We start from the raw sequence: 26,903 nt of genomic DNA, 5'->3' as shown, positions 1-26,903 counted from the left end.
AATAGGTTGGTTTTATGCGAAATCGCGTATTTGTAGACAGACAACTTTACCCGAACTACCAAACACGCCCGAAACCGGTGCCGTGCACGGACCCACTTGAAGGCAAGGCATCTTGCTCAGGCCAGGGGGTGTTGCGCTCAGACGAAGAGAGGCACTACGATGCCGGCATCGCTGCTTGTCAGGAAATAAAGAAGTTAATAGAGGTTAAAGTAAGGAGTGACGATTTTTTTGACGGAGAGGAAAATAATCGCCTATCGGGTTATATGAATACCTTTACCACTTACTTGCAAGCTCTCAATTGTGGGGAAATGAACCCTAAGGCGATGGCGTTAAGGGGTAAGCTACTTACTGAATTTGGTGGAATTATCAAGCTGGTGCTCGATGCACCTGAAACAGTTCGGTCATCAATGGAAGCGACATGTTTAAAAGTAGTTGTGGATTGCATATTTGAATTTGGCGGCAAAAATTATAATTACGAATTAAAAAAAATTATCGATATTGTAGATATTTTACTCGATAAAGTTGGCAAAAAAGATCTAAAAAATGATCTGAAAGAGTTGATATATGTTCAAAACAAATTATATGAAATGACCGAAATAGAAACTATAGAAAAATTCATAAATTCGGTACACAAAAATTCAAAAAAATACGAAACGGCAGTGTATCGTCAATATTCTGACGCGGAGATGTCAGATGCTGACGTTTTGAAAAATTTTTCGATTCCTAGGATTTCCGGAAAAACCACGGCTGCAGACGATGTCGCGTATTTTTCAAAGGTTGTAAAAAAAGAAGTTGTTGAGAGCGATGACGTTAAGCGATCCGATGAAATAATTGAAGATCTTTTTCAGGAAACAGTTATCCCGCTGGCGAAAGATAGTGTGCAGCGTGCTGAGTGTTTTGAGATGACTCGAGGAAGCTTCAATACCTCCTGCAGAATCTGGACTCATGCACTTTCCCGTCGTTTTCGCGGAGGGGAATTATCTGAAAAGCTGGCCGACGACATGAAAGACGTCATCTATATTATGGCCGACTACTGCGATTATTACTTTGAAAAAATGAAATGGTTTAATGGAAGTGATGTCTTGGTCGCCAAGGCAGGCGCCGCTTACCTGAAAAATCTAAAAGAATTTGCCGCTCAGAACAGACGGATTTTAGCCAGAATCAATAACGAACCGATTGAAGAAAGTGAGCCGATGGATTGTGGAATTAATAAGGATTCTTTGCTCGCCATGCTGGAAGGGAATTCCCGTCGTGAAGTGAACGATATTTGGGAAGAGTATATGCTGTCAAAAAAGAACGACTTGCCGGATCCCACCTTGACAGCGGTGTCGACATTTGTCCCCATCGAGTTGATTTCACCGCAAAATCTTTATTCGTTGGAAATTTTGGTATTAGCATTCACCAATAATCTTATCGAGCAAGCCGTTCAGAAAAACATAGACCTGACACCTTCGATTGAGTACGAATCATTGAGTGATGAGGGCGATGATATATCTCAAGAAAGTTCCGAAATGGCGGCTGCTAAATGGGAAGAACCTCGTCGGTCGCGAACGCCGGAACCTGTTGAGACCATCCCTTTCATCACTGCTCTGGCAAAAGAAACGTCTCGCACCGACATTGAGGTTTTCAAAGAAGTGCCAGAAAAGCCTGAAAAAATTGAGAAGGACAATATCAAGCAGCCGAAAAGTAAAAAAAATAGTACATTGCACCAGTCAGATGGGATGATAAGCGCCAAGGATGCAAAAAAACTATTGCACCCCAACGCTTTTGCCGGCGATTTAAGAAAAATTTCTTTTCCTGGGGGGGTGCTACATCTGACAAAAGAAAATTTCTCCATCGGTCGCTTATGGCAGACCGAGGATCGCCTCAAATCTGTCATTAGTTACACCAAAACAGAGCACCCAAAAGATTACGCATTTTTTCCCCAGGAGATTCTTTCCGAGCTATCAAAAAAAATTACAGAATCAGAATATAAAGTCCTAATGCTGGATATTCAGGCGAACAGCTGCCTAAGAAGCCGGTATAAAGTGCAGGGAATTATAAAAATCAAAGACAACGAAAAAGACAAAGACCGGTACCAAATGCGCATCGTCGGCGGTGATAAATCATACAGATTGGTTTTTAAATTGTTTGCCGCTCATAATAAGAACAATTTGTTTATAAATGAAACGCGTATTTATATGATGACCGACGTGTTTTTTCATCACGGAAAAACTAACAAAATTACTGCCCAGTTAAGTGACCACAAAGTTTCAAAACTGGCGGAACGTTTATCTTCTGCTGCGTTGCACATCACGCCCACCGCCAGTTTGTCCGAAGAGCTTTTACATTGAAAATGGCCGCCCCAACGCCCGACAAGGTGAAACGCGGACTCACGTAGCGCGCCGCCCCGGAGGCTGGAACGACCGCCGGGCATCTCGAAAAACCGTGCCAACGTTGGCAAGTTTGGAAGCGCGGCTGACAAAACCGACCCACCCGCCGGGCGCAGATAACGGTTCCGTCGCGATAGCGGTAGTCAGGTAGGCTCTGTGGTTTCGAGCGCCGGGACCGCAGTCGATGAAGCGCGCAGCCAAACCGCCGAGAAAGCCCTGCCCGCAGGCATCGCCAAGGTGCTGAAGCGGTTGCACTATCCGTTGGAGGTTATGTTGCCGTGCGTGCGCTATTACCCAGCCTTTTCGCTGAGCTCGCGAGAACGGGAGGAAATGACGGCCGAGCGAGGCGTGGCGGCGGACCACTCGACGATCCATCGCCGGGTGATCAAGTGGCTGCCGGTTTTCGAGAAAGCGATGCGCGGCCGCCGGCGCATGGTCGAGATCTATATTCGGGTCAGAAGCCGGTGGACATACCTCTGCCGGGCGGTGGATAAGGCCGGCCACGCCATTGGCTTTCGGCTATGCGCGCGCCGCGATACCGCCGCCGCGCGCCGGTTCTTCGAAGAAGCCATCGCCGGGCGGGGCACGCCCAAGGCCGTCGCCGTTGAGCGAAGACAAACGCGGCGGGGCGAACTGCGCCGCGCTGCAAGCGCTGGGCGCCCGGCGCGAGACACCCATTGAAAGCCGCGGGCGCAAGTACCTAAACAACCGCATCGAGCGGGACCACCGCGCGATCCAACGGCGCGTCGGACCGATGCTGGGTTTGCGGAATTTCCGTTGTGCCCGCGTCGTCCTGGGCGGCATCGAGGCCATGCACATGATTCGCAAGGGGCGGACGCTTGCCCCCAAGGGACCCCATGGGTCCCCTGCCGAGCAATTCTATGCACTGACCGCGTAAGAGCCAACATGCCCCCGGCCTCGCTTCCGCCTAATTTGTTGTCGCGCCAGAACCGGTGAACCCGCACGCGGCGCATGCGAAAGCCGGGAAATTTCCTCCGGTCATCGAGGCTGCCACGTCGTCACTCGCGCGCTTGGGACTTTCACGCAAAAGCACCGTGAAGTTTGTCGCGCATTCGGGGCATAACATCCCCTGCGCTTCACCTTCCTGAACGGCTTCCCAAAGTTCGCGAATGACTGCGTGACACGCCGGACACGCGATAGTCAGACAGGAGGCGGTGTTTTGGCGGAAAGCGCTTGCTAGGAAATGGCCGTGAATGCGAACGGCCGGTAGGACCACGATGAGTTCTCCGGTCCGCCCGTCTTGACGCGCCGGCGTGTTGACAATAAAGCCTTCGAGAAACCCGCTGGGCGACGCGCCGCCTCACGCCTTCGCGTCGACCGACGCACAACCGCCTTCCGGTCCAAGGCCCTGTCGACGTTACTGCGTTCGGGCGGTGACGGCACGCGCGCGGCACTGACCCTCGCCAAAGGCCATCTCCGGGCGCCGGTGGATGCCGTTCTCAAGGCCCCGGTGGGCGCGCACGGCATGGGCCGGGCGCTGCGCGTCGCGCCGGCAGGCGGCAGACGCCATAGCGACATTCTGTGCAGACGGGGTCGCCCACTGCACGGGTGGACTCGATCGTGACGATCGATGGCATGCCTGGCCATCCCTCGGGACCGAAGTTCGGATTCTCAAAGCGCGGCGCGGTGCCACGGCGTGTCTCGATGCGACCGTGGTGTTTCTCGATGTCGCCATGCTCGCTCGTGAGGTCGCGGAAGATGTCCGGGAAGCGCCCGAGCGCGTCGAAGGCATGGCACCGGCGCGCCGGCGGCCCCGATCTGGGTGGCAATATGGCGCCGGCGGCCCCGGGCGTCCAGGCGGATGATCGCGCCTGTTGGCTGCAACGCGTCAAGCGGCTCCGGGAGGGCGGCAATCCCGTTGCTCTTTCGGGCCGGGTGCACCTGCCCGGGCGCCACCCCCGGGCCGCCGCCGTAGGCCGCCCCCCGAGGGATGGCGCGCTCGCCGCGCTGATGTGAGCCACGTACGGTCTTGCCGTCGATGGCGAGCCCCCGGGCCTGCCGGTGCCGGGCGCCGACCGCCCCTCCACCGCCCCTCCACGGCATGAAGCAGGTTTCAAGCAGGCTCCAAGCAGGCTTCAAGCAGGCTTCAGGCGGGCTTTAAATTGGTTCATTGAGCATTACCGGGGAAGGCGGCGCGGATTTTGAGGAAGAAGTATTCCTGGTCTCGGTAGCCGTAGGCGCGCCGCTTAATGACCTTGATAGTGTTGTTAATGCCCTCAACGATGCTGGTGTTTAGACGATGTCGGCATCTGGCCAGGATGCCATGCAGATAGCCTTTCAGACGCTGAGCGAAGGTGTTCAAGGGGGCTATTCCGCTTTGCTCGGCCTGCTCGCACCAGTGGTGCCAGGCTTGTTTTGCCCAGGCAGGTCTTCGGTAGAACCAGAGCCGCTTGAGTTCGTCCCTCAGGACATAGACCGTCAGCAGCGGCTGGTTGGCTTGCAGCAATTCGTCGAGCCGGACGGCCTGCTGCCGGTCTAGCTTGTCGCGGTTGCGCAATAACAGCCAGCGGCTCGATTTGATGACCCGGCGCGCGGGACGGTCCTGGCGCAGTTGGTTGGCCTGATCCACGCGCACCCGATCAATGACCTCTCGTCCGTACTTGGCCACGACATGGAACAAGTCATAGACGATCTCCGCCCGTGGGCAGTGGGCCTGGATTTCTAACTCGTAGGCCGTAGTCATGTCGATGGCTACGGCCTTGATGCGTTGGGCGACCCCACGCGGCAATTGCTCGAAGAACGCCCGAGCCGTCTCGCGTGAGCGTCCTGGGCCGATCCACAGCACCTGCCTGCTGATCGGATCGACGACTACCGTCGCGTACCGATGCCCTTTATGCAGGGCGAACTCGTCCATCGCTAAATACTCGATCCTGGACCAATCCGGTTCGCGCACTGACGCTCGGAGCCGGGCCTTGTCCAGCGTCTTGACGGTATGCCAACCCAGCTCGAAGAACCTCGCCACCGCCTGCACGTTGCTCGATTGCAGCAATTGGCTGCAGGCCGCCGCAAGCCGATCCGTCACCCGCTGGTAGCGACCCAGCCAAGTAAGCCGCTCCAGGCGCGGGCCACCGCATTGCTCACACAACAAGCGCCGGCGTGGAACATGAAGAACAACCCGGTACTCAAATAACGGCAGATCTCGCACCCGGCGCACCGTGGTCTCATGGACCTGGCGACATCGTGCGCCGCACTGCTCGCACAGCATCACCTTGGCGGTTGGCTTCAAATAGATCGACAGCGTGCGCCCTGTGCCCTCGGGCCACTCCACGCGTTCGACGGCATAGCCCTGCCAGCCTCCCAGCGACTCCAGCAGCTTGCGATCCAGCATCTCCACGCACTCCTGATGGCAAATTCCTGCCATCAAGAGTACGAAAACTTGTCAAATCCCTCCACGCTATTGCGCGATGAACCTTTAAATTGCTCACGGTCGAGCGCTGCGGTCAACCGGCCGACGGTATCGTGCGACGCGATGGCGTTCTTGCGCGGCCCATGGCGGCGCAGCCACTCCCGCTTTGCCCGCCCCCTGGCCGGGTCCCGGCCCGGCGGTGCGCGCCGGCGTGCACCGCGCGCCCCGCAGCCTCGGCCTCGGGCCGTGCCCCGGCGTGCGGCTGCGCGCATCGGTCGGATCACCCGCAGCGTCTTCAGTACCGGGCACGTCACCGTGTATCTTTTGCCGCGCAAAAGACAAAAGTCAGCGACCTCTCCGCGGCGCTTGCAAGCGAAATCCCAATCCCGTGATTTCAACGGGGAATGCCTTCGTGCGACGGCCCTGGGCGATGGGGGCGGGGCGGGTCATAACTTCAGGTCTATACCTGAGGCTGCGCGCCACCGGTGAGGACGATACTTCACTCAACGGCTAACACGTTGCCGCGAACGGGTCTGTGGGGCGAAATCCACGCTGGCGAGACTGACCGAAACCAATGTCAAATTGAGAGGAACGCACCATGGAAATCTGGGGAATCTATGAGACATACCTGAAGTTCATCGAATTTGTGGAGACCCACCCGCTTGGGCTGGCCCGGGATTTCAGTCTCGTGATGATCGACGTGGCGCAACCGGTGGCGGAGATGGGCTCCCAATGCTTCTGGGTCTGAAGGGCTTGGTGCGGAAGGGGGAAGCGTTTGCGTGTGGCGCACGCCGCGCTCCTTTTTTTGCGCAAACGCGTCGGCGCAAAGGCGCTCCACAGGTTGAGGGGGGGCGCGATCACCCCGCCCTCAATGTCCGGTGAAGCGGGTTTGCGCGGCAGCCGCCGTGCTGCCGATGCCGCGCGTGACGGGCGTGACGGGCAAGTTCTGCGCCTCGACCGGCCAACGAGCCGGTGGTTCGTTGTCACTGTCGGGCGGATACTCCGCATTTTTCGTCGACGTCATTTTCTCCGGTTTGCTGTTCCCGGACCCCGTGTCAGCGGCGCCCGGTCTCTAAACCCCGCACCCCGCACCCCGCACCCCGACCCCCGACCCCCCAAACCCTGTCGCGCTTGGGCTTTTTCCGCAGCGCACCGGTGATCGAACCGGGAGAAGTGAGGACGATTCCGGAATCGCCCCGCCAGGACCGCGCATCCGGGCCGTCGCCGCTTGCCTCGAGATCGATCGTAAGACCGTGCGCAAACGGAGTAAGAACGGCGTGCAGGCGCCTCGATATGGCCCGCGTCGGCCGCGGCCATGTGTCATGGATCCGTTCGTGGCTTTCGTCACCGGGCGTGTTCAGGCATTCCCTGGGCTCGGCATCGCGCGTGTGCTGCGCGAGAGTCGAGCGATGGGATGGTCCGATGGCCGAACCGCACTTGGCGAGGCGGCGCGCCATGTCCGCCCGGCCCCGCAGGAGAGACTCGTGCTGTCGAACGTTAGCTGCGGCTACCGTCATTCTGAGCGATAAATAGGACTACTTACATCATGCCACCCTCGGATACATCGCCCATCAAGACCGTTCCGATCTCGCTCCGCGGCAACTGGCTCGTCGATGGCCAGATCAGCGCGGCCGAGGTCGATCACGCCGAACGCACAAAAGGCGCCAAGCCGATCGATAGAGGCCGCCTCGAAAAATTTTGGGACGACCTGAAAAACATGTTCTGCACGACCCGCAGGGCGGAAGCCACGGGCTACCTTAACGCCATGATGGCGCCGGACAAGAGCGACGAAAATCGAATCGAGAGCTTACTCAGTCTGTTTGGGATGGCGTCGAACGCGCAACTGAGTCGATTCCAAGCCCACTGTGACCCCGACCATCACGATTACGCGATCATCAGCATCGATCAAACCCCTATCTCGATAAGGGTGCCGCGAAAGGTGCTGCTCGAACAAACGCAGTTTGTAGTGGTCAACTCACGCCGGACACCGGGTTAAGTTTTTCTTCTGCGACTGCCGGCGCCACACCGTTATTGAATTGATGTGGTCGAGTCCAGTTGTATCGCTGCATCAGGTAGTGGCTGATGTCCCGATGGGCTTCTCCAGCACTCGTATATCCAATGCTCGGCACCCATTCCGTTTTCAAGCTTCGGAACAGGCGTTCCATCGGGCTGTTGACGCTCCTATGTCAAGAAGCACTCGCTGAATCGGCTAGATCGGCAAGAATGAGTGGGTACAATTCTCTGACGATATAGCGCTTCAGACAGCGGTGAATTTCCTTGTTCGACATACCTTCTTTGGTTCGGCGCTCGACGTATGCTCGAGTTCTCGGATCACTGCGCATGCGCACCATCGCTATGGTCCACAGGGCATTGTTCGCTGCTCGATCACCCCCACGGTTCAAGCGATGTCGGACTGTCTTGCCAGAGGAGGCTTGCAACGGACTCGTGCCACAAAGTGCAGCGAGCGCCGCATCGCTTTTCAAGCGCTCCGGGTTGTCGCCAGCAACGGCGACAAGCACTGCTGCCGTTTGAGGTCCAACGCCGAATCGCTCTCGAAGCCTTCTGGCATGTCTTTGTGTTAAGTGTTCGAGCATCGCATCGAGCGTTGAGAGTTCCTCCGCGAGCGCGAGGTAGCGCTTTGCTAGCAGGCGCAACGTAGTCGCCAATGCCTGCAACATTGGTGCACCTCCCAACGAACGCAGCTTCGCGCAGTTAGCAACGCATTCCGAAGTCTTCGTCCTCAGAAGCCGTTCGCGGATGTCTTGCGGCGCACTCACCAGCAAGGCTCGCAATTGGTTTATCGCCTGTGTCTTCGCCTTGACGGCACTGCGACGTGCAACTGATACAGTTCGCATTGCCTCAGCCGCGCCCGACTGCTCTTTGGGAATCGCAGTGGCTCGTCCAGCGAGGACCGCTCTCGCAGCATTTTCCGCATCAGTCGGATCAGATTTTCCTCGTGATCGACGCGCTGCACGATCAGGGCGATTGACCTCCAGTACATCGATATCATGATCTCGCAACACTCGGGCAAGACCTGCGCCATATGTGCCGGTCCCTTCAACTCCGGCGCGCCGAACATGCCCCAATGAGTTCGCCCAAGTCAGAAGCTTGAGATACCCCGTAGTTTCGGCCGCGACTGACAGGGTTCCAACGAGTTTCCCTGTTTCACTAATTAATGCACCGACATGGGTATCGAGATGCGTATCGACGCCCAGAATGACTTCGCCTTCAATCGCTCGATCGTCCATATTTGTTTCCCAAGAAGTGGACGCATCGCCAACCCCATTCGCTGGACAGGACACTCATGGTGCAGAACAAAGCTCCTATTAGGTCACAAACGCTGGGCCCGGCAACGCTCGGGGAACGTCGGAGATCGATCGACAGGTCAACTCAAAGGCAGCTTCGCCAATCCCAGCAAGGGTCAGATCGGACCGACGTTCAAAGCCGATCTTAGACTGAGTATCCCAACAATTTCCACGCCGACTCATGCTCTGCCTGATTCGATAACGCCACAATCGCTGACGGAATTTCCGGCTGGCATATTGACCGCCCTGGTCGCTGTGGAACATCAAGCACGTAGGCCGACCGCGTTGCTCGAACGCCATGTCCAGCGCCTTGACCACCAGGTCGGCGTCGGGGCTCGTCGAGAATGACCAGCCGACAACGCGGCGCGTGAACAGGTCCAGCACCACGGCCAAATAATGCCAGCGGCCCTGCGCCCATAAATACGTGATGTCGCCGCACCAGACTTGATTCGGTGCCGCTACATCGAACTCCCGATTCAAGACGTTCGGAATGTCGATGCGCTCCACCGTAGCGCGCTTGTATGCGTGGCGGCCAGGTTGCTTGCAAATCAAGCCGAGCTCGTCCATCAGGCGACTGACCTTAAAACGCCCAATCGTCGCGCCTTGCTCGCGCAGCATGCCCATGATGCTGCGGCTGCCTGCCGAGCTTCGGCTCTCGACAAACAACTCGTGCACGCGACTGCGTAGTGCCATACGTGCCACGTCGACTCGCTCTCGACGATGTCTGTATGCGTAGAAGCACGACCGGGGTATATCGAACAACTCACATAGCATTGCCACCGACACGCCGTCGCCGAACTGGTCGATTATTTCGTACGTTCTATCCCTTCCGACATCAGCAGCGCAGTAGCTTTTTTTAAAATGGTCTTCTCCCTCTCGAGGCGTTCGACCCGCGCTTCCAGTTCTTGGATGCGCTGCTGCTCTGGCGTCATTGCAGGACTCTGAGGCGTGATGCCGTGGCGTTCCTGGTGCAGTTGTTGAACCCACCGGCGCAGAACCGACTCCGCAACGCCGACCGACCGGCTGGCATCGACGTGACTATAGCTCTGGTCGAGGACCAGCGACGCAGCACTGCGTTTGAACTCAGGGGAAAACGTACGACGTTGCTTGCTCATCAGACACCTCTTCATGGCGAGTATTCTCGCCTAAATTGGTGTCCGGGGAGATTAGACCACTACAGTTCGATCCGGCGTACTGCCGCCTAACGCTGGCGGCGCACCTTAAGACAGTGGGGGCGACGACGGGGTTCGATCCGAAGGATGCGACGACCACCCTGGCGCTGCACCTTGCGGAACAGCGGGCGCAGGAAAGCGAGGCCTGGGCCGAAATCGAAAAGTGGTTCCCCACAGGTCAAGCGCGGCACGCCCGGGAGTACTTGAAAGACTTCCTGAGCGGAACCACTTGCGTCTACACAAAGCGATACTGCCTCACAAAAATGCAGGAAATGGCTTTGGAAGAATACAAAAGCCGTTTCCGACGCCAGGAGAGCTGCGGCCGCAGCGAGTTGCTCCGCCTCGCGGGAGTCATCAACAGAAACGTCCATCCGCTATACGAAGGCATCGAGAAAGATCGTTTTGGGAGTCAGCTAAGCGAGCTAAATTCCCGCTTACGCTCGCTGGACGGGGACGTCGAGCGCGACGAATGCGACAGCATCGAGGAAGATCGTTCTGAGAGGGAGCTAAGGGAGCTGCCTTCGCGCTTATCCTCGGTGGCCGAGAATGACACCGTCGCCAACGCACGAGTGCATGGCACGACTCGTCGTCTCGTCAGTCAGCGCTTCGTCGAGCAGCGTCGCACGCTGCAGGCACTACCGGCGCCTGTATTCAGTGCCGCGATTCGCCTGGAGCCGCGCGTCAGCCACGAAGGCGTGGTATCGGTCGGCGGGAACGCCTCCGGCGTCCCCGAGCGCGCTCACAGACGCGTTCTCGACAACCATGCTTGGGCGCACCAAATCCGCAACTACGAACACCGCGCCTTATTGGCGGGTCATGCAATGTTGGAGGCCAGACCACATACCTCGTTATTGGCCGCACATCACCAAGCCAACCCTCGACATCATGACCTGCTCCCTGCAAACAGCGCCATCGGGAGTCTGGCAAAGTTCGTTTTCGCAGCGGAAGACGAACATGAACAAGCGCTTCACGGAACAGCAAATCCTCGGGTTTCTGAAGGAAGCTGAGGCCGGTATGCCGGTCCAGAAACTGTGCAGGAAGCGCGGGTTCGGTGACGCGTCGTTCCACACCTGGCGCGCGAAGTTCGGCGGCATGCAAGTCTTGGAAGCCCGCCGGCTCAAGGATCTTGAGGTGGAGAATGGCCGGCTGAAGAAACTGCCGGCCGAAGCAATGCTCGACACGGAAGCGTTGAAGGTCGTCGCCAAGGGAAAGCCCTGAGCCCGCAAGTCAAGCGCGAAACAGTGGCGGCGGTTCGGGAGAAGGTCAACATCTCCGAGCGCCGCGCGTGCCGGCTTGTCGGGCGGTCTCGCAGCGTCTTCGGGATCTCGGCGACCGGCGCCTTGTCCGTCTCGCGCAGGATCGTGACCATTTGCTCTTGCGTGAACCGGCGCTTCTTCATGACTTCCTCTCTTCGTTGGAAGCCATTCTCTCAAGTTTCAACGGGTCCGAAATTCAGCGGGCCGGTCATGCGAGATCCTACAGACAATGCCACGGGTGACGTGCAGACCGGTGCATTCCTGATCGGTTATGCGCGCGTTTCCACGCGCGACCGGGACCTGACGAATCAGGAGGCGCGGCCGGGTGCGGCCGGATGTTCGCCGAGAAGATCACGGGTATTCGGCGCGCACGTCCGCAGCTCGATCGGCTGCTCGACCATTTACGAGCGGGCGACGTCGTCGTCACGCATCTCAATCGTCTCGCGCGCAGCATTCGTGACCCATTGGAGATTGTTCAGCGCGTACGCGATGCCGGGGCGGGGCCTGCGCAGTCTTGCCGAGCCTTGGCTCGACACGACCACGCGGGCCGCATGGCGTTAACGGTGTTCGGCGGCATCGCCGAATTCGAGCGTAGCCCGATCGTTAAGCGTACCGGCAGCGGCCGAGGGGCCGCGAAGGCTCGCGGCACGAAGTGAGGCCGCAAGCCGAAGCTTGAGCGCGGCGCAGCTCAAGCATATCGATCGGCCCGTGGCCGAAGGAAACACCGGCAGACGGGAGACGCCAACCTGGTCAGCATCGACTGATCGACGCGCTGGCGCGTGCTGTCGCAACGCCCGACCGAAGTCGCGTAGGAGGCCCTCCGGCGACGAATCATCGTGCCCGTCTCGATCAGGCGACCTCACTTTTACCAGGGAGCCTATCCTAAATGGAGGATGGCTTGATGGGTCGCTCCAATGTGATTTGCCAAAGGCCGCCAAAAACCCCGAAGACGGGATCGTTCCACAATCGGATAGGATCTTTACTTCCTCGTGGAAATGCCGCTACGCTGGAAAAATAGTTTGTACCATGCTCGACGATACTGTTTTTGAGATCATCGTCTTCCGTTGTGATCACAACTTTCCCGTCTTGTTTCATCACCGCGCACAGGGCCTTGAATGCGGAGTCGCGGACATCGAACGGGATCAAGAAATAAAAGACGGTTGCCAGATCGACGCTGTCGCGAAATTCTTCCACGACGTCCTCCACTAGGGTGGGACGCAATTTCTCGAGTGTCGTGTTCCCGAGCGCAAGTGCCGATGTCGTCGCGTCGTTGTCAGGGTCTACTGAATAGACGTCGCCGCCAAGGTTTGACATTGCTGCGCTATTAAAACACAAGCCTGATCCAACATCTAAAACTTTCTTTCCGTTGACATCGGTCTTGCTAACAAGCAGTTCAATGTTGTCTGCTTGTCGTGCCTTGGCGATACGCTTACTTTCATTAATGTCGTTTAAACGCGCGTTCAACCATTCGAGTTTTGCAATGGTTTTTTCGCGGGGTTCATCTCGTCCCAAAAAATAGCCCATGATGCCCCTATCATGTCGATGCGTGGCCACCAACTCGTACAATTCGGTTTTCACGGGCTGATACTCATGGTGATTGAACGTCTTGCCGAGCGCTCGCAGTGCCGGTGGTAATTGGCGAGCGTCTATTTTTCCCATCAAAAAATGGGCAACATCCTCGCTGTGGCGAGCATTGTCGCCATCTTTTAAAAATTTAATGAATTGCGGCAAAAGCAGTTTCAGTTCAGCACACGCCTTGAGCGTATCGCTGACCTCGGGCTTCAAAGCAACGAAGCGCTGCTCGATTGCCTCAATCTGGCTGTAAGAAGAAGGAGAAAAGGAGATATTTAACGGCATGGTTGGCTTCTTTCTTGGACTATGAAGAGCAACTACCGGCCGTCACCCCCGGGCGGATCGATGGGCGACACGAGGCGTTCTCTGTTCCCCGGGGAAACAGGGTATCGGCGCAAACGCCTTTCTTAATAGGATAGTCTCAGCAGGCTCGCCGCGGCCGCGCTCAGGCGAACACCTGAACTGTCAACGCCGCGCCCGGCCTTCATCACCAACCCCGCCCTCTGTGCCCGGAACTCTGCCGCATACGGGGCGTGATCTCTCATCATGCTCACCTGCCTCTATCGCGGTTGATTTTCACCCAATGTTGACCCGGGGTTTTCATGGAAGTGACATCGGACTGCGCCATGCGCCCGGGCCCGGGCCGCTGCGCAACCGTGACGTCCTGCTCCGCACTGTGACGCACTCGCCGCGCTTGAATGTGCCGCTGCAAGGTCTGCAGTTATCCTATCCTGATAGCGCCGCGCAAACGCCTGACACGGCAACGCGAACAGTGGCTGCGCCTGCAGCGCCGCATCCCGTTTGAAATGGGCCTCTGCCCGTGGCCGATCGAGACGAAATGGATTCTCCCGCGTGCGATGCGTGCGCGGCGTCTGTCTCCATTTGACTTGGCAACGTGCAAGCGCGCTCGAACTTACGCACCGTGCGCCCGCTCATACCGGTTCGCGCGGCCGCTGGCTTCCGGCTCGCTCCTTTTCGCCGTGCTTCCCGCGACCATTTGATTTCTCCGTCGTTTTTCATGCCGGCTCGGGAAGCGAGCCGCATGATAGTGACGACTGCAACCTCGGCGGGTCGGCCGTAAAAACCGGCCAGTCGAGTTGTCGCCACCGGCGGAAGTGATTGTCGCCGGACACACGTCGCGTAGTGCTGATCGGGCGCATGCGATCTGCCGCGCGCCTCGCGCTCGCGCGGAACCTGCGCCGCCCAAGCGGTGCCCACGCCCAAACGACGGGGTGCGGGCCAAGGCTTCGCGTTCCGGTTCGGGGCGTCCCAAAAAACTCCGGTCACCCCCATTGTCGGGGAGGTACGTCGCCACTGCCGAAATTTCCGACGCAAACCGTCCTTCCTCGGGTTGCCGGCGATCTCTGCTGCCCGACAGGGGTTTTCACGCATGTTTTGGCCGAAATGGGAATGGTGCGCGGGGCTGACTGCGGTATCGATCGGTTTCACGCATGCGTGTCCGAGTAACTGCCTTGGCGGGAACCCCTTCTCCATTGACCGCCGCGCCCCTGTCGACCTGTGCGCAATACGTCCGGACGCCCTCGACGCCGCGAATGCGGTTGACGTCACCGATGAGCGGGCAGTGTGCGCCGCTTATCACGCAATTATCCACCGGGGAATCGGGGACCGCGTCACCGATACGGTCTTTCGCGGCGGGGAAAAAAACGATGACCTGTCCGTCCTCGCCATCCTGGCCCTTTGCAGGCGCGGGCAAGCCTTGAAGCGGTCCGCGCCTGAACGTCGTGAGCTCACAGACCTCCCTGTGGTGGACGCCGTCGCTGACTCGCATCATGGCAGAACGCGTTCACTGCGGTGGCACCGCGAACCGCCACAGCCGGCGCGTTTCGGCTTCGGGACGGCGTTGCTTGGCAGGGTGTTATTTTGACGCGATGCGCATCCATTTCGGAAACCGTGAACATTTTCAAAAGCGGCGTGGTGAGCATGAGCGCAAAAAAAGCGAGTTTTGCGGGATGGCGGTCCCGCAAGCAGGGCGGGGCGCAACTTTGAGCAAGCGCCCGTCGATTTCGGTAGCGACCGGCAGTGAGCGGAGCAAACCGAAACGGGGGATGCAGTCGGAGTGGAATGCGCGGGCAGGAGAGACGCGCGCTGTCGAACGTTAGCGGTGGCAGCCATCATTCTGAGCGATAAATAGGACTGACCGAGTTGCCGAAGGGTCGCGGCAACGCGCTTTCCTGGTTTGATGCAGCGCCTGACGGCGCGCATGCGCGCTTCGTATGTGTACATGAACCACCGCCGGGTCGCCCGATTTTTTGTCCGCGGCCCCCTTCCGAAATTAAGCGCGGACGTTTCACGTTAAACACCGATACGACCGGCGAGAAGCGCGCTGAAGTTCACCGGCATCGCAGATCGGCAACCAACCCAATCATGGCGCGGTGCGGCGGTTCGTGCGACTGCTCGTGGTCGTCGCGCTCGCCGCGAGGGCGGTCGGCGGATTCGTCGGGGCGTGGCCGGCAAGCGTTTAAGGCATGGGGGCTCGACAGGGACGACGCTCCTGCTGACGCCACATCCGCGCCCACCCCTTGGCGAGTGCTGACTTATGTGTGAGGCATCGAGCGCCGGCACGCGGGCCGGGCAAGGGAAATGTGAGAAACGCACGCGCGCGGCCGTGTCAATGGGGGCGGACAGTGCCGCTTCACCCACCCCGCGCGCCCGATGACGGCCCGGGCAGGCGCGGCGTGTACATGGGGTCGCGAGCCCGTGAGCGCCAACGCAAGGCGTGCTCGCCTCAAATCGCGTAGCGGTTGAAAACGCTGCGGACCGGCTCGGTGAAATCCGGATGATTTATCGCATCAGTCATGTCTTTCTCCGTCACAAATAGCGTGTCCGGTTGGGTAATGGGTGGCATCGGATGGTCTTTCAACGCCCTGAGATAGGCGTCACATGGCATGGAATTCCACATCCACGGATCGACCGCCATCTTATAGGGGTGCCCGTTCACCACCAGATTTAACACGCAAAAGAAATGATCCGCGCTGCCGCCGAGCTGCGGGTCATAAAACGCGGGGCCATAAATTTCCGCTTTCACGCCGTCAGAATGATGGCCTCGCATCGAAAAAAAATCCTGCGTCTTTAACTGCGCAAACGCGGCGGCCGTCAATGCCATCTCCACGCAGTTGCCCGTCGAATATTTCAAGGCCGCCAACACGAAAGCCAGGTATTTTCTCGGCGGCGGGAGCGATTCGGGAATGTCCTTCCGATAGGCAACGATGGCCTCGTTATAAAATCGAAACCGCGGCGTCGCCATTTGATGCTGCATGCCCCCTGAATCGAAGTCTTCTTCTGTCGCTGATTTTAAAATCAATTGGCGAACCCTCGTCACGCAAAGATCACAAAAGTCGGAAACGGCCAATTGTTCGTGGATGAGCGCGGGGACGCCCACGCCCCTGACGCCCGACGCTTGTGAGGGGGTCGTAATCTGCACCGCGCGAGGGCGGGCGCACGTGCCCGTTGCGCTCGTCGCGCTCGCCGCCATTCGTCGCGCGGTGTCATGCGGAATCGGTAAGGGCGTTCGCGAGCGGCGGACGTCGTGCGTGCGCGGCTCGAGGCGAATCCGCGCCTTCTCGAAGACGCTCGCCAGCCGGTGGGCGATGTCATCGTCAAGGCTCGACGGGTAGCGCGTGAGCATTGTTTTCAGACCCGCGTCAAGCGTGTCCAGATAACAGTGCCGCATGTGGCCGTGCAAGGCGAACCGCTTTGTTGCGTTGGCATTCGCCCGGGGCGAATCGCTCACGAGGGGGACCACCCGGAAAGCGGCGAGCCAACCGACTTCGAGCACCGGTGTGCCCGCGTGCTCGGAGGCGACGGTTTGTCCTTGCCCGTCCACATAGGCGGCCCATTGCGAGCGCTGATGCACGAGCACTGTGCCGTCGCCCTCAAGGGCGATGTGCGTGGTGCCGAGCGGCCCACCCGTCAGGCGATCGTCCACCGCGCGCCGCACGGCACTCGGCCCCAGCGCCGCGAACTCGGCGTCGCCCAATTGCGTCGCAATCTGAAGCGCTGCCGCGTAGGCGATTTCCGTGTCAAGGCAACCGAGCAGCAGCGGCGGCACGATGTGCTCGGCGATACGCTTGAGCACCGCCTTTCCGCCCGCCTCGTGCGCCAGCGACGCGTCGTTCGCAATGTCCGTGAAGTCCAGGGGGCCGTCAGGCGCTTCACCGGCGATGGAAATCGTCAAGCACTCGGCTGCGCACGCGTCGGTGCCGAGAAAGCGATCGGCCAGACACACACAGACCGCCGGGAGGTCCTCGATCGCGCCCAACGTCAGGGGAGCGTTCAGGATGTCGCGGAACACGCAAATCCGGTCGGTCTGCGGAAGCGGGGTGCGCCGGTGGTTGGCCGGCGGCCGAGGGATGAAAAAGGGCATTCTCTTTTACGGTTAAAGTCACCGACACTCACTGACTTTTACCTAAACCGCCGGCGCGGGACTTTCTAGATTCAGCGCGAACCTGTCGAATTCGACATCGGCAACCCCGCCGAGCGGCGCACCGGCATGAACCGGCATGAACCGGCATGAACCGGCATGAACCTTCGTTACTCGCCGTTAACCTGCGTGGAAGGCAAGGGAGCCTGTCGCAGCGCGTGCCTCGCGTGCGCCACGGGGCGGTGCGCTTTCCCGCCTGCGCGGTGACGCGAGCCACCGTCGGATTCGTCGGGGTGCGTGCCGGCGAAGTCCTCGTCGAGCTCGTCGAGGATCCGGGGGCAAGCGCGGCTGCACGACCGGCGCGGACACGCCGGCGTCAGCGGCAATGGCTTGCACGGGACGGTCTTCCTTGACGGGCGCGGCGAAGGCGACAAACGGGGCGGCCGGGTGCAGGGCCGCGGCGATCGGTAGCCGTTGGCCTTCGCCGTCACGCCGACGTGTGAGCGGCGGCTCGGCAGTGGCGCGCAGCGGCGCCGTCTGCCGCGTGGCTCACCCGGGCAGGTCTGTAAAATCACGCCTGACAGTGGGTGTCGGCATGGCGCCGCCGACAGACCGGGCAAATGCACCCATTCAAGCCCGCTCAGAACCGGCAAATCCCGCCAGTCAACGCCTGTAAGCGCCCGGGATGCCTGAGGCGCGAGGCGGTGGTGTTCACCGGGCGTGTGCACCAGGGTTCGGGCGGCGCCCGCCGTCTCCCCGTTTTCAGTATCCCCTTTTCCACTCGCCCCGGCTTTGGAGTCCGCGGGTTAAGGTCATTGCATTTCTGCCGGTTTTCCGCCGGTTTTGCGCGTAAGTGGCCGGCGTTAATCCGCCAAGTGATTTCTTCGGTCGCGCCTCGTGGTATTTCCGTCGCCAAGCCTCGATGACCACCTTGGCACGATGCAGGCGGGTGAACCCGGGTGGGTTCAGGCGTTCATCACGAAGGCGCCCGTTGAACGATTCGGTGCAGGCATTCTGTTTGGGTTCCCGGCCGGTCAGGACCAGGTTGACGCCGCGCCCGGCTCAGCCCGGCACAGCATTGCACGAGCGCAAAATTCCTTGTCGTTATCGGTACGCATTGCTTGCGGCAAACCTCGGTACAACAGCGTAAAACAGTCCGAAAAAAAGCCGCGTCCCCCCGGGTCGTCCTTGGGGGAAAAGCAACCCGTCGGCCCCACGGAGAAGTGCGGCGGCACAAGACAACGCCATGGGCGGGCTATGGCCATCCCACAGGTCAGAGCAGCGGAGTCGGAAGCGAGAATTTCTCATTCTTCCGGGTTTTTTGACGAAATATGAATGTGGCCGGCGGCTGAACCGGGTACAAATCAACGTCATTCGCGCTTACTTTAAGGGTTCACTGATGAAAACCACGGGTACTTCATTCACTCAAGGCTTCAACCTATACGCGTTGGACGGTGCCAATAGCGCAAATACCGTGCTCCACAATCCTGGCGTCTCGAATACGGCGGCACTCGGACAAGAGGAGGCGGTGAAGCGCTTCTGCGCCCTGTTCCTCGATGGCGATGACGCCGACATTTGCGCCGCCGTGGACGCCCTGAGCGCTTACCGAAACGGTGATGCGGTGGGAGCGAGTCAGGCAGAGCCCATGATGGAGCTCGAAGCGGCAGAACAGACGGTGGCGAAACATCTCTCGCCTAACGGGAAAGAGGCGCTGCTGCAAAGCATTGGCGGTGGGGCGGGAGACAGCGAGTTTTCAGAATTATTCTCGCTTAAGCAGAGGTATTGTTTGGCTGCCCGGACGCACCTCAACCAAGTGGACGACACCGTCCATCTGTCAAACTATGCGCGGGCCGTCAAGGATTTGCAGGCGGCCGCGGCACTCTATACGCTCGCCGGTATGCACGCGCAGAGCGCAGAGGCCGCTCTGCAGGCCGCGGGAATCATCGCGCGGTGGGGAAAACTCGACCAGGCGGCATCCCTCTACCTGAAGATCGCCCAAGCCTGTGAGGGCACGGGGCAGCGCGATGCGGCGCTCAAGGCCTACCAGGAGGCGGTAAAGGCCTTCTGGTTGTACGCGGCAGTCAACGTGGGCCCAACGGATAAAGCCCCCGAGGGCATCTTAAAGGTCTATAAAACCGTCGAAGAGGCCGGTCTGCGCGCTGCCGCAATTCACGAGTCGTCAGGCGAGCTCCAACTCGCCCAAGACGCCTACTTGTGGGCTGCGGAAGCCCGTCGGGTGATGGCAGACGTGAAGATGCAAAGGGGTCGTCACTGGGAAGCCGGCGAAGACTATTTGCGCGTCGTGCAAGCTTTGAAGCGCATCGGTAAGGACACGCAGGCCTTAGAGGTCACGATGAAAGCCGCACAAGCCTTTCGCGCGTCCGCCGAGCAGTGGTTGAAGTGTGAGGACCGGCTGGATCTGGCCGCACAAGGGTTTTGGGAATCCGCAAAAGCGCTCGAGCGCGAGGGGTTGCCCGGTGCCGAAGAGGCCTATCGGGATGCCGCAAAAACCTTCGAGGCGTTCGCAAATTGGCACTTAAAGGGGGGGCGGGCGGGGCGACACCATTGGGCCTCGCAAGCCTTCATGGACGCCGGAAAAACTTACGCGCTCGCGGGTCTGTCCGGGCCGTCCAAACACGCCTATGGGCAAGCGGCACATGCTTTCTTGGCGTATGCGCAATCCCTCAAGGACGCGACGGGCGATCATGAAGCCCTCGCCCTTCTGAATGCCGGCAAAGCTTTCGACCTCTCGGGTCTGAGCGAGGAAGCGCAATCCGCGTATCTGCAGTCCTCAACCGCGTTCTGGGGGATCGTAAAAGCGCACTTCATGGCAGGTCGGCGCCCGCAGGCCGAACAAGCCCTTAAAAATGCCGCCGAGGTGGACACGCTCGCGAATTTGACTCAGGGGGCGGAGATGGCGAAGCGGCTGCTAAGCTCGCCCGACCTGCTTGTCCGGCCGATCTCCGACCGCGAGTGGCTTGACGCCACGCTAAAGAAATTCGTCGCCGTGAAAACGCCTGAGTGAGGTCGGCCGGAAAAAGGGGAAGTCCTGCCCGGCGGCGGCCGGGCGGATGTCCTCAGGGGGATGGGCTTGGACGTGACCGCACAGGGGCTCGGAGGACATAGGGGATCGGAGGGCTCGGCGGGCTCGCAGGGCTTAGGCGGCGACGGCGACTGAATGAGCAATGCGTTTGCGCCGGGCGCGCGAGACAGCGTCGAGGACCGTCTGCATGGGCGTCTTGCCATAAGCACCGTCGACCTTGATGCTCGCGCCGCGTGTTGGACTCGGGGACTCGGCAAACGCGTCAACCCGGTGGTCGAGGTCGGCACCGCAGTGCGGCGGCGCCGTCGTGTCCGGCGTAGATTTGCTTGCGAAAGGCGCTGCGAGAGCACGCGTCGCGCACCGTCTGGTGCAACCGCTCGACGACGCCGTTGCTCCGGGCGACCGGGCACGAGTGCGGGTGGGGTCGATGTTTTTCACCGCCGGCCGCCGCTCTTACGTGTGAGGCCGGGGTGACTGTAACAGTCGGTGCCACGATCGGTGAGCATACGCATCAGCGGCCGGCCGTGGCGGCTTGCGATCGGAGCGCTTGGCGAACGCGACCTGCGCGTCGGTCTCGACGAACGTCTGCCGTCAGACCCGGCCCACCCCTTGGCGCGTGCCGACGCAGAAGGTGTCCCGAGCGCCGCGGTCGCGGCGACACGCTGACTCGCATGCGCCGTGCGTTGTTTTCTCACGCTTGGCCCGCGCGTGCGAGGTGAGGCGAGGCGAGTCGGGGCGAGCACCGGCCCTTGCCGCGGGGATTGGGCCTCCCACGCCGTCAGGCGTTGGTTCATGGTCGTGAAGTCGTGAGGTCGTGAAGTCGTGGGGTCGCCGGATGCCGCGCACGCCCTGAGGCGAGACGCGCAACGCATGACGCTTGAGCACCTGATGGGCGAAGCGAATCGGGCCGCAGGCGGGCAACGCCGGGGCCGGCGCGACCACTGCGGCTCCGACCCGCGGCTCCACGCGATGCTTGGGCGGCGGGCGCCGCCGAGAGATTGCCTGCGGGGCGGCTTCGCCGCCCGTCTCGTACAGCGCTTTGAACCGGTAAAAACTGTGGCGTGAACAGCCCGTCACGCGCCAGGCTTGACTGACATTCCCGAGCCGGCGGGCCGGCGCGAGAATGCCGACGTTGGCACAAATGACTTTCCGATCGTGAGTCATGCCGGACGCCTTGCGGTTCAGGGAGCGCAACGTTGCCGTCACTGGATCCGACGCACAACGCTGCGCCCCGGGAGAAACCGACGACGGTCGGCGTGAGTCCGGGCTATGACATCCGGCCCAACGGCCATTCAAGAAGCCCGACGGCAACCGCCGCGAAGGGTTCGAGCGACTCGACCGGCCGGCGCCGCGCCCGTTACCGGCGCGCCGATACGAGCGCGCGACTTTCGTAACGTGCCGCGTGATCGTCGACTCACACGTCGAAGTCGATCACCGCTATTCCGGCGTCGCGCACAAGCTCGTGCGCCGAGAGAGTTACGCCCGCCTAGGGTCTAGGCCCGCCTAAGGTCTACGCCCGCATAGCACGTTACAGCGGCGAGGTCGTGCACCGTGGCAAGCGTGTTGCCGCGCGCGCCCGCGGCCGACGCCGGAACCGGCATACGACATTGCCCGAGCGCATGCCGGCGGCGCGCCGCGCTCACATGCAAGGGACGCCGGGCCCGCTCTTGAATCGGGGGCGCCTCCGTTGGCCCTGGCGCCGAGGCGATCGCTCTGTCGGGCGGTTGGCGTCGCCGAAAAGCGAACAGCCGGCCAAACGCGGGCGGCGGGAAGGCGCTCGCACGCCCCCATGGCATTGGCGGGTTCAATGCGGGCTGGGTGTTAAGGGGCGGGGCAAGGGCAAAAGGGGGCGTGACGTTTTCGTCCCACTGGCGTCTGGAGAATCACGGCCCCGGTGGTGGAACTCCGTTCGCCGGCCCGACAAAAGTGAGCGCTCGAACGGTACCGTCGTGCCGGTCGTTGACGCGGCGGTGATCGCCGGTTGTCGGACGGGGGCGATTTTTGCGGTGTCGGGCAGGGACCGAGCCACATTCCGGGGCCTCATCCCGTCGATGCGATTGGCCGTGTGATTGGCAATGCGCCCAAGCACGTAGGCGAGGTCCGCTGCGGGGTTGGTGCCGTTCAGGCGGTATATGGCCGCGGCGCGCTCACCGCCCGGGTCGGCGCCGGCAAACAGAGAATTGCGGCGGCGGATCGCCACACCGCGTAGCGCACGCTCAGCGATCGGATTATCGATCTCCGCCCGCCCCTCCTCGCAGTAATAGGCGAGCGCGGGCCGGTGGTTCGGCGAGGACTGAATCGCGTGGGTCGTGTCGGCCTTGGCGCAGCGCGTGGGCAGTACCGACGCGTACCCTTGCCGCAGCGCCTCAAGCCGTGGCGCCGCTCGAGCTTGGCGCTGCCGCCGTCGTTCATCCGGCGGCTTACCCCGGATGTGCGCTTCTGTCTGAAAGAGCTCGCCCATTTGGCGGAGCGCTTCTTCAGTCGCCGCGTTCGGGCGTACCGCGTGCAAGTCGTGGATCTTGCGTAGACCTTGTGTTCTGCGCGCGCCCTACACGCCGCTTTGCGAAGGTGGCCATCGGGGTGGAGCGTGCGTAACCGGCAAACGCGTCGGCCTGCGGCACGCCGCTAAAGTACGCCGCTAACGTTCGCCGGATGGCGTTGCGGGAGTTCGCCACGCCGCTCCGGTGAGTAGGCAAACCCTACCGCCGGCGCTTCTCGGGCGAGCCGCCGGGTCGGTCATTTCTCACGTACACCCGGCGTCGCCCGGTCTTCGTGCCGCCCCGCGCATCGCGGCGTGAGTGGTTGTACGTGAGAACGGGGCAAGCTCACCCCCGGTCTAAGCGAACCTCGAGGGGGCAATGGGCGGCGGGGGTTTCTGAGCGAGCTCGTCGAGCTTCTTAATGCAGTCCATCAGCGTCGCCGCGTTCCCCCCGCAACGTATTGCGAACAACTCCCAGTCGCCAATGCCGCCATGTAACCCGGCGGCGATCGGCTCGACCGCGCGACTCAGGCGCAACTCGTAGTCGCCCGTGCCGTTGCCATGTTCGTGCAGCCTGAGGAGCTTGGGCGCGTCGACGAGCCGGGGGGCCTGCTGCAGAAAACTAATTTGTGCCGCGATGATCGCATCGGTGGTCGGATGACGGGAGCCTTGCGCCGCGAAGTCGGGGAACCGGGTGACCACACACGCTTCGTCATAGTACATCGAGCAAAGCATGCGGGCGGTGTCCTCGCAATCGAGGTCCAGATACTCGGCGCCACCGGTGGTCGGCTTACAGTACGGGATGTCAAGCGTGCCCAGGCGGAAGACCGGATCTCCGTTGGCCGGAATTCGCCAGGTCAAGGTGCTGTCTCGCGACGGCGGCGCATATTTGAGAAGGTCAGCGTACGCGCGCCCCTGTCGTGTCAACGTGTCGGCGCTCAACAAGCGCCCGAGTGCCTGGCGGGCGAGTTACTTATTGGACGGATCAACCTTTTTGGCAATCTGGTCCCACACCAGGTCCCGGACGTCCTCCGCGGGCACCGCAAAGCTGACCGGTCCGTCTTCGTCGAGTCCCGCGATGGTGAACTTGAGGTGTCCGCAGGACAGTTCCTCCCAGAGGTTGGGCTGGTAATTGTCGGTCACCAGGCCTTTCAGTTTGAGATAGGCTTCCAGCGTCGCGCGGTCGCCGAGGACGGTGGTACCGTCCTCGCTTTGGGCCCCGGCGTTTTTCGCGGACTTCAGTTCATTGAGCAACTCGATCGCACCGGTTCGATCAGCGTTACAGACCCAGTTCAGGAGCGGGTCCAGTCGGGTGCGCCACCGACCTTTGTTTTCGCCCGTCGTGCGGACGGTGTTCAGGCCGGTCATGCTGCCAATCAAGTTGGTCCGGATCTTAACGGATAGTTCTGACGTGAAAAATTCTCTTGGCGCCGCGCCTGGGCGAGTCGGACTGTGGAAAATGCAAAGGCCCGTCAGGCGAGTCCCGCCAGCCTGACGGGCTCACCGCCGGGTCCCGCGAGACGGCGCAACTTCCGCCTGACACCGTCCGCTCCCTGAAAGCCGCGGCGTACGTCGGGATTGACAGTCCGGCCGCAGCAAGGCCCATGCGGTTATTATCGGCGGCGCCCCGCAGGACGACATCAGGTCAATGCCCGAAGTGCGGTGAAGTGCTATCCCCTCTGCAGGGCAACCGCACGAAGGATCACTCGACCTGAGAGGCACGCCAGTCAAGGAGTCTGGCAAGATAGCCGTCGTTTGCACAAGCCCGAATGCAGTCGTGGGGATCGCTCTCGAAGCGCTTGGAGGACGCCGACCAGGACGCCAACAAGGAGGTCGACAAGCAGGACGACAAAGTTTGAAGGAACCGGCACCTGTTGGATGGTGTGCGGCCTCTTGGGTGGCAGGCGTGGGAGGTGCTTTCCGGTTTACCGAAGTGCTCGCGCGTCGCCATTCGAGTCAGCGGGAAAACCGGTGCCATGAGGAATAGTCGTCGCGCACCGGAACAGGACCGGGAACAGGACCGGAAACAAGGACCGAAAGGTCCCTGTTTTTTTGGGTGGCCGGTGTGCGTGCTGAAACCCTGCGGCTTGATATCCTCCGTATCCTCCGCCCGCGCGCGCCCGTTATACGTTATATATCGCGCGACGCTTGGGCGACGTGATCCGGCAATTTCAGGAAGCGTCGCCCCGTGACGCCGTGAAGCGGCAGCCGTGGGCTGCGCCTTACCGCAGGAGCAACGGTGGGTGAGGGTCTCGCTTGGTCGGACGGTCTTCTGAGATTTCAAGTCGGGCACCGATAACACCGGCGCGAAGCGCGCTGAAGGCCACCCGCATCGCAGACACGGCAAGCCTGCCGCCGGATTCGTCGGGGCCGGGCCGGCGGGCGCGCTGAGGCACGGGCGCCAAGGCGTTGGACGCCAAAAGAGGGGGCGCTCATCGCGCTGTCGCCTTGAGCCCGCGCACGGCCGCCCCGTGCCCTACATCAACGGCAGCGCGCCAGGATAGTCGGCTGCGCGGGCCGGGGGGGACGATGACACCGCCGCGTCGGGCGTTGCCGCGCCAGCGCTTTGCGAACCTGACAATTTCGTCATGTCCCGCGGGCGCCGGATGCTTCGCCAAACGAGCATGCCGAGGCCGCACCAAGGGAGAATGCGATGCACGATGCGTCCGACTCGCGTGTGGGCCAAGCCGCCGAGGGCCGACGACGCCACCGAGCGCAGGGGCTCGCGCGGCAGCGCGCCGGTGAGGGTGGCGAGGGTGCCCAAAGTGCCGAAGCTCGAAAGCGTGGCGAAACCGCCAAGGAGTAAACCGGGAACGCGGCCAACATTGCGCAGCCGCGCGCGCGCAACGTGGGTGGCCTGAACCAGTTCGGCCCGCTCGCGCGCGATGCGCCTGAGCACCATGGCCTTGCGCATCGCGAGCGGCTCATGACGCGTGAGAGGCGTGAGACGCGAAGGGCGGGGCTGTCGTGGTGATGCGGCCCGGGGTGGGCAAGGGGGTTGCGGTGGCACGCTCGGATCTCCGTCAGTCCGCTCGCAGCGCGTCGCGGTCTTTCGCGAATTCGGCGAGAGTGGCCTCGAACGGCATCGGCGCCGTGCGCAAGATGGCGCGGGCACGGGCGGCACACCAGCCCGCGAGCAGGAAATACACGATGAAAATGCCGGTGATGGCCGGCAGGCGGCAGGCGTTCCAGGAAACCACGATCAGCAGCACGGTGAGGGACACGAGGGCGAGGGCACCGAAGAGCATCGCGGCAAGGCCGAGGAAGGCGACGCCCACCCACCGTTCTTTTTCTTCGGTCAGTTCGATTCCGACGAGTTCGAGGCGCGACTGAACCGTCTCGAGCAACGCACCGGCGAGGCGCCGCAGCGAGGGCGGCGCCGTCGTATGATCATTTTCGGCCATGGGCTGTGGTGGGCGGTGCGCCTGTTTCGCATGGCGAGTCAGACAGGCACGGTGGTGGGCGGAGTCGGTGAGAAAGGACCGGCGTCGGCGCGGCTTACTTGCGGTGGAGCAGCAGGCCGACCAGCACACCGAGCCCGATGCCGACGCCGGCGGCCTGCCATGGATGGCCATGCACATAATCATCGGTGGCGCGCGCGGCCTGCTTGCTCTTTTCGACGACCACCACTTGCACGTCCGAGGCCTTGACTCTGGCTTGCTCAAGCAGCGCCAGGGCCTTGGCGCTCAGCTCGGAAGCACGCTCGCCGCTCGCGTTGGCGGCTTGCGTGAGAAGGTCTTCGGCGTCGGTCAGGACGGATTTGATATCGGCCATGCACTTCTCCTTGGGGGTGGGTGCGCGCGACATCGTCGTGACCGGGTGTCGGCGGCAAGGCCGCTGGGAAGCCGCGCAGAGGTGGGGCTATCGTACCGCCTCCAACGCGTCAGTGCCACACGACGGCGTATGCCCGCGGCCCGCACTTGGCGCTTTCGCGAGCGTGCACGCGCGCCGCCCCC

The 26,903-nt window shown here is 61.1% G+C and carries 16 protein-coding genes and 9 pseudogenes; 10 read left to right on the top strand and 15 right to left on the bottom strand.

Features of this window, described 5'->3' with window-relative positions:
* Positions 1-14: 14 nt before the first annotated feature.
* Together MB84_RS26790 and MB84_RS26785 are read left to right on the top strand one after the other, a co-directional pair.
* Entirely contained in the window at positions 15-2,333 is a 2,319-nt protein-coding gene (locus tag MB84_RS26790; protein WP_157123071.1) for a hypothetical protein, read from the top strand.
* A gap of 309 nt (positions 2,334-2,642) precedes the next feature.
* Positions 2,643-3,270: pseudogene (locus MB84_RS26785) on the top strand (IS6 family transposase).
* A 1,230-nt stretch (positions 3,271-4,500) separates the two neighbouring features.
* On the opposite strand, the gene MB84_RS26770 reads toward MB84_RS26785, so the two are convergent.
* Entirely contained in the window at positions 4,501-5,721 is a 1,221-nt protein-coding gene (locus MB84_RS26770; protein WP_046289972.1) for an ISL3 family transposase, read from the bottom strand.
* A gap of 616 nt (positions 5,722-6,337) precedes the next feature.
* Between MB84_RS26770 and MB84_RS30320 the strand changes: the two genes are divergently transcribed.
* Positions 6,338-6,487: a hypothetical protein gene (locus tag MB84_RS30320; protein WP_157123069.1), complete on the top strand. Its 150-nt coding sequence runs from the start codon at positions 6,338-6,340 to the stop codon at positions 6,485-6,487.
* Positions 6,488-6,607: 120 nt separating this feature from the next.
* Here the strand turns inward: MB84_RS30320 and MB84_RS30315 are convergent, their stop codons facing one another.
* Positions 6,608-6,763, bottom strand: coding sequence for a hypothetical protein (locus MB84_RS30315; protein WP_157123067.1), 156 nt, complete (start codon positions 6,761-6,763; stop codon positions 6,608-6,610).
* Positions 6,764-6,894: 131 nt separating this feature from the next.
* Between MB84_RS30315 and MB84_RS31310 the strand changes: the two are divergent.
* Together MB84_RS31310 and MB84_RS26760 are read left to right on the top strand one after the other, a co-directional pair.
* Positions 6,895-7,220 (top strand): annotated as a pseudogene (locus tag MB84_RS31310) (IS21 family transposase); the annotation flags it as partial.
* A gap of 65 nt (positions 7,221-7,285) precedes the next feature.
* A complete protein-coding gene (locus tag MB84_RS26760) occupies positions 7,286-7,735 on the top strand; it encodes a hypothetical protein (RefSeq protein ID WP_052653975.1) in 450 nt (149 codons plus the stop codon).
* Here MB84_RS26760 and MB84_RS30310 read toward each other — a convergent pair.
* From MB84_RS30310 to MB84_RS29515, 3 genes and pseudogenes are all read right to left on the bottom strand, one after another.
* Positions 7,710-7,913: pseudogene (locus tag MB84_RS30310) on the bottom strand (IS3 family transposase); the annotation flags it as partial. The gene MB84_RS26760 and the pseudogene MB84_RS30310 sit on opposite strands and share 26 nt — an antisense overlap.
* A gap of 12 nt (positions 7,914-7,925) precedes the next feature.
* Positions 7,926-8,987, bottom strand: a complete 1,062-nt coding sequence (locus MB84_RS29520; RefSeq protein ID WP_084009614.1) for an IS110 family RNA-guided transposase — start codon at positions 8,985-8,987, stop codon at positions 7,926-7,928.
* 213 nt (positions 8,988-9,200) lie between these two features.
* Positions 9,201-10,159 (bottom strand): annotated as a pseudogene (locus MB84_RS29515) (IS3 family transposase); the annotation flags it as partial.
* Positions 10,160-10,764: 605 nt separating this feature from the next.
* Here MB84_RS29515 and MB84_RS31305 point away from each other — a divergent pair.
* The 3 genes and pseudogenes from MB84_RS31305 to MB84_RS26730 form a co-directional block, all read left to right on the top strand.
* Positions 10,765-11,097 (top strand): annotated as a pseudogene (locus MB84_RS31305) (Mu transposase domain-containing protein); the annotation flags it as partial.
* A 73-nt stretch (positions 11,098-11,170) separates the two neighbouring features.
* Positions 11,171-11,532, top strand: a pseudogene (locus MB84_RS26735) (transposase); the annotation flags it as partial.
* 275 nt (positions 11,533-11,807) lie between these two features.
* Positions 11,808-12,128, top strand: coding sequence for a recombinase family protein (locus tag MB84_RS26730; protein WP_052653966.1), 321 nt, complete (start codon positions 11,808-11,810; stop codon positions 12,126-12,128).
* 226 nt (positions 12,129-12,354) lie between these two features.
* On the opposite strand, the gene MB84_RS26725 is transcribed toward MB84_RS26730, so the two are convergent.
* The 3 genes and pseudogenes from MB84_RS26725 to MB84_RS29510 form a co-directional block, all read right to left on the bottom strand.
* On the bottom strand, positions 12,355-13,329 hold the full coding sequence (locus MB84_RS26725) for a class I SAM-dependent methyltransferase (RefSeq protein WP_052653963.1): 975 nt from the start codon (positions 13,327-13,329) through the stop codon (positions 12,355-12,357).
* 2,461 nt (positions 13,330-15,790) lie between these two features.
* A complete protein-coding gene (locus MB84_RS26715) occupies positions 15,791-17,140 on the bottom strand; it encodes a hypothetical protein (RefSeq protein ID WP_157123065.1) in 1,350 nt (449 codons plus the stop codon).
* Positions 17,141-18,187: 1,047 nt separating this feature from the next.
* Positions 18,188-18,561 (bottom strand): annotated as a pseudogene (locus tag MB84_RS29510) (integrase core domain-containing protein); the annotation flags it as partial.
* Positions 18,562-18,824: 263 nt separating this feature from the next.
* Between MB84_RS29510 and MB84_RS26710 the strand changes: the two are divergent.
* Entirely contained in the window at positions 18,825-20,450 is a 1,626-nt protein-coding gene (locus MB84_RS26710) for an ATP-binding protein (RefSeq protein WP_052653954.1), read from the top strand.
* A gap of 609 nt (positions 20,451-21,059) precedes the next feature.
* On the opposite strand, the gene MB84_RS31855 is transcribed toward MB84_RS26710, so the two are convergent.
* Positions 21,060-21,632, bottom strand: coding sequence for a helix-turn-helix domain-containing protein (locus MB84_RS31855; RefSeq protein WP_425415927.1), 573 nt, complete (start codon positions 21,630-21,632; stop codon positions 21,060-21,062).
* A gap of 118 nt (positions 21,633-21,750) precedes the next feature.
* Between MB84_RS31855 and MB84_RS29500 the strand changes: the two are divergent.
* Positions 21,751-22,178, top strand: a pseudogene (locus MB84_RS29500) (IS21 family transposase); the annotation flags it as partial.
* A gap of 274 nt (positions 22,179-22,452) precedes the next feature.
* Here MB84_RS29500 and MB84_RS26705 read toward each other — a convergent pair.
* The 6 genes and pseudogenes from MB84_RS26705 to MB84_RS26680 all read right to left on the bottom strand — a co-directional run.
* Positions 22,453-23,248: pseudogene (locus MB84_RS26705) on the bottom strand (IS66 family transposase); the annotation flags it as partial.
* A 56-nt stretch (positions 23,249-23,304) separates the two neighbouring features.
* Positions 23,305-23,892 carry a hypothetical protein gene (locus MB84_RS26700; RefSeq protein WP_052653949.1) on the bottom strand — a complete coding sequence of 196 codons (588 nt, stop codon included), beginning with the start codon at positions 23,890-23,892 and terminating at the stop codon, positions 23,305-23,307.
* 24 nt (positions 23,893-23,916) lie between these two features.
* Positions 23,917-24,315, bottom strand: coding sequence for a hypothetical protein (locus MB84_RS26695; RefSeq protein ID WP_052653946.1), 399 nt, complete (start codon positions 24,313-24,315; stop codon positions 23,917-23,919).
* Positions 24,316-25,423: 1,108 nt separating this feature from the next.
* Complete coding sequence (locus MB84_RS26690) at positions 25,424-25,861, bottom strand: hypothetical protein (RefSeq protein WP_052653943.1); 438 nt, start codon at positions 25,859-25,861, stop codon at positions 25,424-25,426.
* 109 nt (positions 25,862-25,970) lie between these two features.
* Positions 25,971-26,351: a phage holin family protein gene (locus tag MB84_RS26685; RefSeq protein ID WP_052653940.1), complete on the bottom strand. Its 381-nt coding sequence runs from the start codon at positions 26,349-26,351 to the stop codon at positions 25,971-25,973.
* A gap of 94 nt (positions 26,352-26,445) precedes the next feature.
* Positions 26,446-26,754 carry an ElaB/YgaM/YqjD family protein gene (locus MB84_RS26680; RefSeq protein ID WP_425415926.1) on the bottom strand — a complete coding sequence of 103 codons (309 nt, stop codon included), beginning with the start codon at positions 26,752-26,754 and terminating at the stop codon, positions 26,446-26,448.
* Positions 26,755-26,903: the final 149 nt, after the last annotated feature.

Source organism: Pandoraea oxalativorans, assembly GCF_000972785.3.
Lineage (GTDB): Bacteria > Pseudomonadota > Gammaproteobacteria > Burkholderiales > Burkholderiaceae > Pandoraea > Pandoraea oxalativorans.
The sequence above is the reverse complement of the archived record's forward strand: the minus strand, read 5'-3'. Positions and strand labels throughout refer to the sequence as shown.